General features: G+C 55.5%; 14 protein-coding genes. All 14 read right to left on the reverse strand.

Going from position 1 to position 6222, the window contains the following annotated elements; translation table 11 throughout:
• Positions 1 to 326, reverse strand: a 326-nt coding sequence (gene rplE / locus APH30_RS25655) for a 50S ribosomal protein L5 (RefSeq protein WP_082416258.1), incomplete at its 3' end; no start/stop codon positions are given.
• Positions 327 to 346: 20 nt separating this feature from the next.
• Positions 347 to 661 (reverse strand): 50S ribosomal protein L24, encoded by a 315-nt coding sequence (gene rplX / locus APH30_RS25660; protein WP_016715319.1) that lies wholly within the window; start codon positions 659 to 661, stop codon positions 347 to 349.
• A gap of 11 nt (positions 662 to 672) precedes the next feature.
• Entirely contained in the window at positions 673 to 1041 is a 369-nt protein-coding gene (rplN, locus tag APH30_RS25665; RefSeq protein WP_008089810.1) for a 50S ribosomal protein L14, read from the reverse strand.
• A gap of 23 nt (positions 1042 to 1064) precedes the next feature.
• Positions 1065 to 1331 (reverse strand): 30S ribosomal protein S17, encoded by a 267-nt coding sequence (rpsQ, locus tag APH30_RS25670; RefSeq protein ID WP_023534981.1) that lies wholly within the window; start codon positions 1329 to 1331, stop codon positions 1065 to 1067.
• 2 nt (positions 1332 to 1333) lie between these two features.
• Entirely contained in the window at positions 1334 to 1525 is a 192-nt protein-coding gene (rpmC, locus tag APH30_RS25675; RefSeq protein ID WP_002555481.1) for a 50S ribosomal protein L29, read from the reverse strand.
• Entirely contained in the window at positions 1525 to 1938 is a 414-nt protein-coding gene (rplP, locus tag APH30_RS25680) for a 50S ribosomal protein L16 (RefSeq protein WP_003255479.1), read from the reverse strand. Before rplP ends, rpmC begins: the two co-directional genes overlap by 1 nt.
• 12 nt (positions 1939 to 1950) lie before the next feature.
• Complete coding sequence (rpsC, locus tag APH30_RS25685) at positions 1951 to 2637, reverse strand: 30S ribosomal protein S3 (RefSeq protein ID WP_003255481.1); 687 nt, start codon at positions 2635 to 2637, stop codon at positions 1951 to 1953.
• Between the two features lie 13 nt (positions 2638 to 2650).
• Positions 2651 to 2983, reverse strand: a complete 333-nt coding sequence (gene rplV / locus APH30_RS25690; RefSeq protein ID WP_003103908.1) for a 50S ribosomal protein L22 — start codon at positions 2981 to 2983, stop codon at positions 2651 to 2653.
• An 11-nt stretch (positions 2984 to 2994) separates the two neighbouring features.
• Entirely contained in the window at positions 2995 to 3270 is a 276-nt protein-coding gene (gene rpsS, locus APH30_RS25695; protein ID WP_003255482.1) for a 30S ribosomal protein S19, read from the reverse strand.
• Positions 3271 to 3286: 16 nt separating this feature from the next.
• A complete protein-coding gene (gene rplB / locus APH30_RS25700) occupies positions 3287 to 4111 on the reverse strand; it encodes a 50S ribosomal protein L2 (RefSeq protein ID WP_003255483.1) in 825 nt (274 codons plus the stop codon).
• Positions 4112 to 4125: 14 nt separating this feature from the next.
• Positions 4126 to 4425 (reverse strand): 50S ribosomal protein L23, encoded by a 300-nt coding sequence (gene rplW, locus APH30_RS25705; protein WP_003255484.1) that lies wholly within the window; start codon positions 4423 to 4425, stop codon positions 4126 to 4128.
• Positions 4422 to 5024, reverse strand: a complete 603-nt coding sequence (gene rplD / locus APH30_RS25710) for a 50S ribosomal protein L4 (RefSeq protein WP_003255485.1) — start codon at positions 5022 to 5024, stop codon at positions 4422 to 4424. The genes rplW and rplD overlap by 4 nt, the downstream gene beginning before the upstream one ends.
• Positions 5025 to 5036: 12 nt before the next feature.
• The gene (gene rplC, locus APH30_RS25715; protein WP_003255486.1) at positions 5037 to 5672 is read right to left on the reverse strand and encodes a 50S ribosomal protein L3; all 636 of its coding nucleotides are present in this window, start codon (positions 5670 to 5672) and stop codon (positions 5037 to 5039) included.
• 80 nt (positions 5673 to 5752) lie between these two features.
• Complete coding sequence (rpsJ, locus tag APH30_RS25720) at positions 5753 to 6064, reverse strand: 30S ribosomal protein S10 (protein ID WP_003186070.1); 312 nt, start codon at positions 6062 to 6064, stop codon at positions 5753 to 5755.
• Positions 6065 to 6222 lie beyond the last annotated feature (158 nt).

The following is a 6222-nucleotide window of genomic DNA, read 5'->3' on the forward strand; positions in this document are numbered from 1 at the left end:
GGCAGGGAGATCGCCAGCAGGCGGTCCAGGAATTCGTACATCTTGTCGCTACGCAGGGTCACCTTGACGCCGATCGGCCAGCCTTCGCGGACTTTGAAGCCAGCGATGGACTTGCGAGCGAAAGTCACGACCGGCTTTTGACCGGTGATCTTTTCCAGGTCGGCAACAGCGTGCTCGATGACTTTCTTGTCGCCGATCGCTTCGCCCAGACCCATGTTCAGGGTGATCTTGGTAACGCGCGGAACTTCCATCACGTTCGACAGCTTAAGTTCTTCCTTAAGCTTAGGAGCGATTTCGTTCCGGTAAATCTCTTTCAGTCGTGCCATGGTCTTCTACCTAGCAGTGTTCAAGCATCAACCGCTTTTTGGGTCGACTTGAAGACACGAATTTTTTTACCGTCTTCTACTTTGAAGCCAACGCGATCAGCCTTGTTGGTTTCACCGTTGAAGATGGCAACGTTGGAAGCGTGCAGAGGCGCTTCTTTCTCGACGATACCGCCCTGTACGCCCGCCATCGGGTTAGGCTTGGTATGACGCTTGACCAGGTTCACGCCACCGACAACCAGACGGTCATCAGCCAGAACCTTCAGCACCTTACCGCGCTTACCTTTGTCTTTGCCGGCGATCACGATGATCTCGTCGTCACGACGAATCTTTTGCATGTCGGATCTCCTTACAGCACTTCAGGGGCGAGCGAGACGATCTTCATGAACTTCTCGGTACGAAGTTCACGGGTCACTGGCCCGAAGATGCGAGTGCCGATCGGCTCTTGCTTGGTGTTCAGCAGAACAGCAGCGTTGCCGTCGAAACGAATGATGGAACCGTCAGCGCGACGTACACCGTGACGGGTACGGACGACAACAGCAGTCATCACCTGGCCTTTTTTGACCTTACCGCGCGGAATTGCTTCCTTGACGGTTACTTTGATGATGTCACCGATGCCGGCGTAACGGCGGTGCGAGCCGCCGAGCACCTTGATGCACATGACGCGACGAGCGCCGCTGTTATCGGCCACATCGAGCATGGATTGAGTCTGAATCATAAAATTTCTCCGACCCCTAGCCCTTAGACTTCAACAGCGCGTTCGAGGACTTCAACCAGTGCCCAGGACTTGGTCTTGGCCAGCGGACGGGTTTCGGTAATGGAAACCTTGTCGCCGATTTTGCACTGGTTGGTTTCGTCGTGCGCGTGCAGCTTAGTCGAACGCTTAACGTATTTACCGTAGATCGGGTGCTTAACGCGACGCTCGATCAGAACGGTGATGGTCTTGTCCATTTTGTCGCTGACGACACGGCCAGTCAGCGTACGGACGGTTTTTTCAGCTTCAGCCATGATCACTTACCTGCCTGCTGGTTGAGCACAGTTTTCACGCGAGCGATGTCACGCTTAACTTGCGAGAGCAGGTGCGACTGCCCCAACTGGCCAGTTGCTTTCTGCATACGCAGATTGAACTGGTCGCGCAGCAAGCCGAGCAGTTGCTCGTTCAGTTGCTGTGCCGATTTTTCACGAAGTTCATTCGCTTTCATCACATCACCGTCCGCTTAACAAAGGAGGTGGCGAGAGGCAGCTTTGCAGCAGCCAGGGCGAAAGCTTCGCGCGCCAGCTCTTCAGAAACACCCTCGATCTCGTACAGGACTTTGCCTGGCTGGATCTGGGCAACCCAGTACTCCACGGAACCCTTACCTTTACCCATACGAACCTCGAGAGGCTTCTTGGAGATCGGCTTGTCCGGGAACACACGGATCCAGATCTTGCCGCCACGCTTAACGTGACGGGTCAGCGCACGACGTGCGGACTCGATCTGGCGAGCGGTGAGGCGACCGCGAGCAACAGCTTTCAGGGCGAATTCGCCGAAGCTGACTTTGCTACCGCGCAGTGCCAGACCACGGTTGTGGCCAGTCATCTGCTTGCGGAATTTTGTACGCTTTGGTTGCAACATTTGGCGTACCCCTTACTTAGCAGCTTTTTTACGAGGCGCTGGTGCTTGTGGTTTCAGTTCTTCTTGGCGACCACCAATAACTTCGCCTTTGAAGATCCAAACCTTCACACCGATCACACCGTAAGTGGTGTGAGCTTCGTAGGTGTTGTAGTCGATATCGGCACGCAGGGTGTGCAGTGGCACACGACCTTCGCGATACCACTCGGTACGAGCAATCTCAGCACCGCCGAGACGACCGCTCACCTGGATCTTGATGCCCTTGGCACCAATACGCATGGCGTTCTGTACGGCGCGCTTCATGGCGCGACGGAACATTACGCGGCGTTCCAGCTGCTGAGCTACGCTCTGCGCAACCAGCATAGCGTCGAGTTCCGGCTTGCGGATCTCTTCGATGTTGATGTGCACAGGCACACCCATCTGCTTGGTCAGGTCCTGACGCAGCTTCTCGACATCTTCACCTTTCTTCCCGATAACGATACCTGGACGAGCGGTGTGGATGGTGATGCGTGCAGTTTGAGCCGGACGATGAATATCGATACGGCTTACGGACGCGCTTTTTAGTTTGTCTTGGAGGTACTCACGCGTTTTCAGATCCTTCAACAGGTAATCTGCGTAAGTAGCACCGTCTGCGTACCAGACGGAGGTGTGCTCCTTGACGATTCCCAGGCGAATGCCAGTGGGATGTACTTTCTGACCCATCTGATCGACTCCGTTACTTGTCCGCAACCTTGACAGTGATATGGCAAGACCGCTTGACGATGCGATCAGCACGGCCTTTGGCACGTGGCATGATGCGCTTCAGCGAACGCCCTTCGTTGACGAAGACGGTGGAGACCTTCAGGTCATCAACGTCTGCGCCTTCGTTGTGTTCGGCGTTGGCTACGGCCGACTCGAGGACTTTCTTCATGATTTCAGCAGCTTTTTTGCTGCTGAAGGCCAACAGGTTGAGCGCTTCGCCCACCTTCTTCCCGCGGATCTGGTCGGCGACCAAGCGGGCTTTCTGGGCGGAGATTCGAGCGCCCGACAACTTAGCGGCTACTTCCATTTCCTTACCCCTTAACGCTTGGCTTTCTTGTCAGCCACGTGCCCGCGATAGGTGCGGGTACCGGCGAACTCGCCCAGTTTGTGGCCGACCATGTCTTCGTTCACCAGAACTGGGACATGTTGACGACCGTTGTGTACCGCGATGGTCAGACCGACCATTTGTGGCAGGATCATCGAACGACGCGACCAGGTTTTAACTGGCTTGCGATCATTCTTCTCCACCGCCACTTCGACCTTCTTCAGCAGGTGAAGATCGATAAAAGGACCTTTTTTCAGAGAACGTGGCACTGTCGTATCCCTCTAGTTACTTGCGACGACGGACGATCATGTTGTCGGTACGCTTATTACCACGGGTTTTAGCACCCTTGGTTGGGAAGCCCCATGGCGATACCGGATGACGACCACCGGAGGTACGACCTTCACCACCACCGTGTGGGTGGTCAACCGGGTTCATGGCAACACCACGAACGGTTGGGCGAACGCCGCGCCAGCGTTTGGCACCAGCTTTACCCAGCGAACGCAGGCTGTGCTCGGAGTTCGAGACTTCGCCCAGGGTCGCACGGCACTCAGCCAGGACTTTACGCATTTCACCAGAGCGCAGACGCAGGGTCACGTAGACACCTTCGCGAGCGATCAGCTGAGCCGAAGCACCAGCGGAACGAGCGATCTGTGCACCTTTACCCGGCTTCAGTTCGATGCCGTGGATGGTGCTACCTACTGGAATGTTGCGCAGCTGCAGGGAGTTACCGGCCTTGATTGGGGCCAGTGCACCTGCGATCAGCTGGTCGCCAGCGCTCACGCCTTTAGGGGCGATGATGTAGCGACGCTCACCGTCTGCGTAGCACAGCAGGGCGATGTGAGCAGTACGGTTCGGGTCGTATTCGATACGCTCGACAGTGGCTGGGATGCCATCTTTGTCGTTGCGACGGAAGTCGACCAGACGGTAATGCTGCTTATGACCACCACCAACGTGACGAGTGGTAATGCGGCCATTGTTGTTACGACCACCAGACTTCGATTTTTTCTCGATCAGCGGTGCGTGAGGAGCGCCTTTGTGCAGCTCCTTGTTGACCACCTTGACCACGAAACGGCGGCCAGGGGAAGTCGGTTTGCATTTAACGATTGCCATGATGCACCCCTTCCTTACTCAGCACTGCTGCTGAAATCGAGATCTTGGCCTGGCTGAAGGGAGACGATCGCCTTCTTCCAGTCATTACGCTTGCCCAGACCACGTGCGGTACGCTTGGTTTTACCCAGAACGTTAACAGTCGACACGTTTTCAACTTTTACGTTGAACAGGCCTTCGACAGCTTTCTTGATTTCCAGCTTGGTTGCATCGGTAGCAACCTTGAATACGAACTGGCCTTTTTTCTCAGCCAGAACGGTAGCCTTCTCGGAAACGTGCGGGCCAAGGAGGACTTTGAATACGCGTTCCTGGTTCATCCCAGCAGCTCCTCGAATTTCTTCACGGCCGAGACAGTGATCAACACTTTCTCGTATGCGATCAGACTGACCGGGTCGGAACCTTGTACGTCACGTACATCGACGTGCGGCAGGTTACGAGCAGCCAGGTACAGGTTCTGATCAACAGCGTCGGAAACGATCAAAACATCGCTCAGACCCATGCCGTTCAGCTTGTTCAGCAGATCTTTGGTTTTTGGCGCTTCAACAGCGAAGTCCTGAACCACGACCAGACGGTCGCTACGCACCAGCTCAGCGAGGATGGAGCGCAGTGCTGCGCGGTACATCTTCTTGTTGAGCTTCTGCGAGTGATCTTGAGGGCGAGCTGCGAAGGTTACACCACCGCCACGCCAGATCGGACCACGAGTGGTACCAGCACGAGCACGGCCAGTACCCTTCTGACGCCATGGGCGCTTACCGCCACCAGCCACGTCGGAACGGGTCTTCTGCTGCTTGGTACCCTGACGGCCGCCAGCCATGTAGGCCACGACTGCTTGGTGAACCAGCGTCTCGTTGAATTCGCCACCGAAAGTCAGTTCGGAAACTTCGATCGCCTGAGCGTCATTTACATTAAGTTGCATGTCAGTTTCCCCTTAACCGCGAGCCTTGACAGCTGGACGTACAACCACGTCGCCACCAGTAGCGCCAGGTACGGCACCTTTGATCAGCAGCAGGTTGCGTTCAGCGTCTACGCGAACTACTTCCAGGGACTGAACAGTCACGCGCTCGGCGCCCATGTGACCGGACATTTTCTTGCCCTTGAACACACGACCAGGAGTCTGGCACTGGCCGATGGAACCAGGAACACGGTGCGACACGGAGTTACCGTGGGTGTTGTCCTGACCACGGAAGTTCCAGCGCTTGATGGTACCGGCAAAGCCTTTACCTTTGGACTGACCAGTAACGTCAACCAGCTGGCCTGCAGTGAAGAGTTCAGCTTTGATCAGATCGCCAGCCTGGAAATCGCCTTCTTCAAGACGGAACTCCCAAACACCGCGACCAGCGGCAACGTTGGCCTTGGCGAAGTGGCCTGCCTGAGCGGCAGTCACACGCGAAGCACGACGCTCGCCGACAGTGACTTGCACTGCACGGTAGCCATCGGTTTCTTCAGTTTTGAACTGGGTGACGCGATTCGGCTCGATCTCAATGACCGTGACCGGAATGGAGACACCTTCTTCGGTGAAAATGCGGGTCATACCGCACTTGCGACCGATTACACCAATAGTCATGTTGTAAACCTCATGAGTGTACGGGGCTTTCACCCGCTATGGCCGCCCATTTCAGAGCGTTACACGACTAGACCGAAGTCTTAGCCGAGGCTGATCTGTACTTCCACACCTGCCGCCAGATCAAGCTTCATCAGCGCGTCAACGGTTTTATCCGTTGGCTGGACGATGTCCAGAACACGCTTATGAGTGCGGATCTCGTACTGGTCACGCGCGTCTTTGTTGACGTGCGGGGAAACCAGAACGGTGAAACGCTCTTTGCGGGTAGGCAGTGGAATTGGACCACGCACTTGTGCACCAGTACGTTTCGCGGTTTCCACGATTTCCTGGGTGGATTGGTCGATCAGGCGATGGTCGAAAGCCTTCAACCTGATACGGATTTGCTGATTTTGCATTGGATTTCAGACTCCAGGCTGTTCCCAACGGACGCACTACGCCCGCTAAAAGGAGGCGTGATTCTATAGACGCCCCCATTTAGTGTCAACCCAATAAAAAAAACCCCCGCTGAGCGGGGGTTTTTTCAATCGGTCGAGAGATTACTCGATGATTTTGG

Source organism: Pseudomonas sp. NBRC 111127, assembly GCF_001320345.1.
GTDB classification, from domain to species: Bacteria; Pseudomonadota; Gammaproteobacteria; order Pseudomonadales; family Pseudomonadaceae; genus Aquipseudomonas; species Aquipseudomonas juntendi.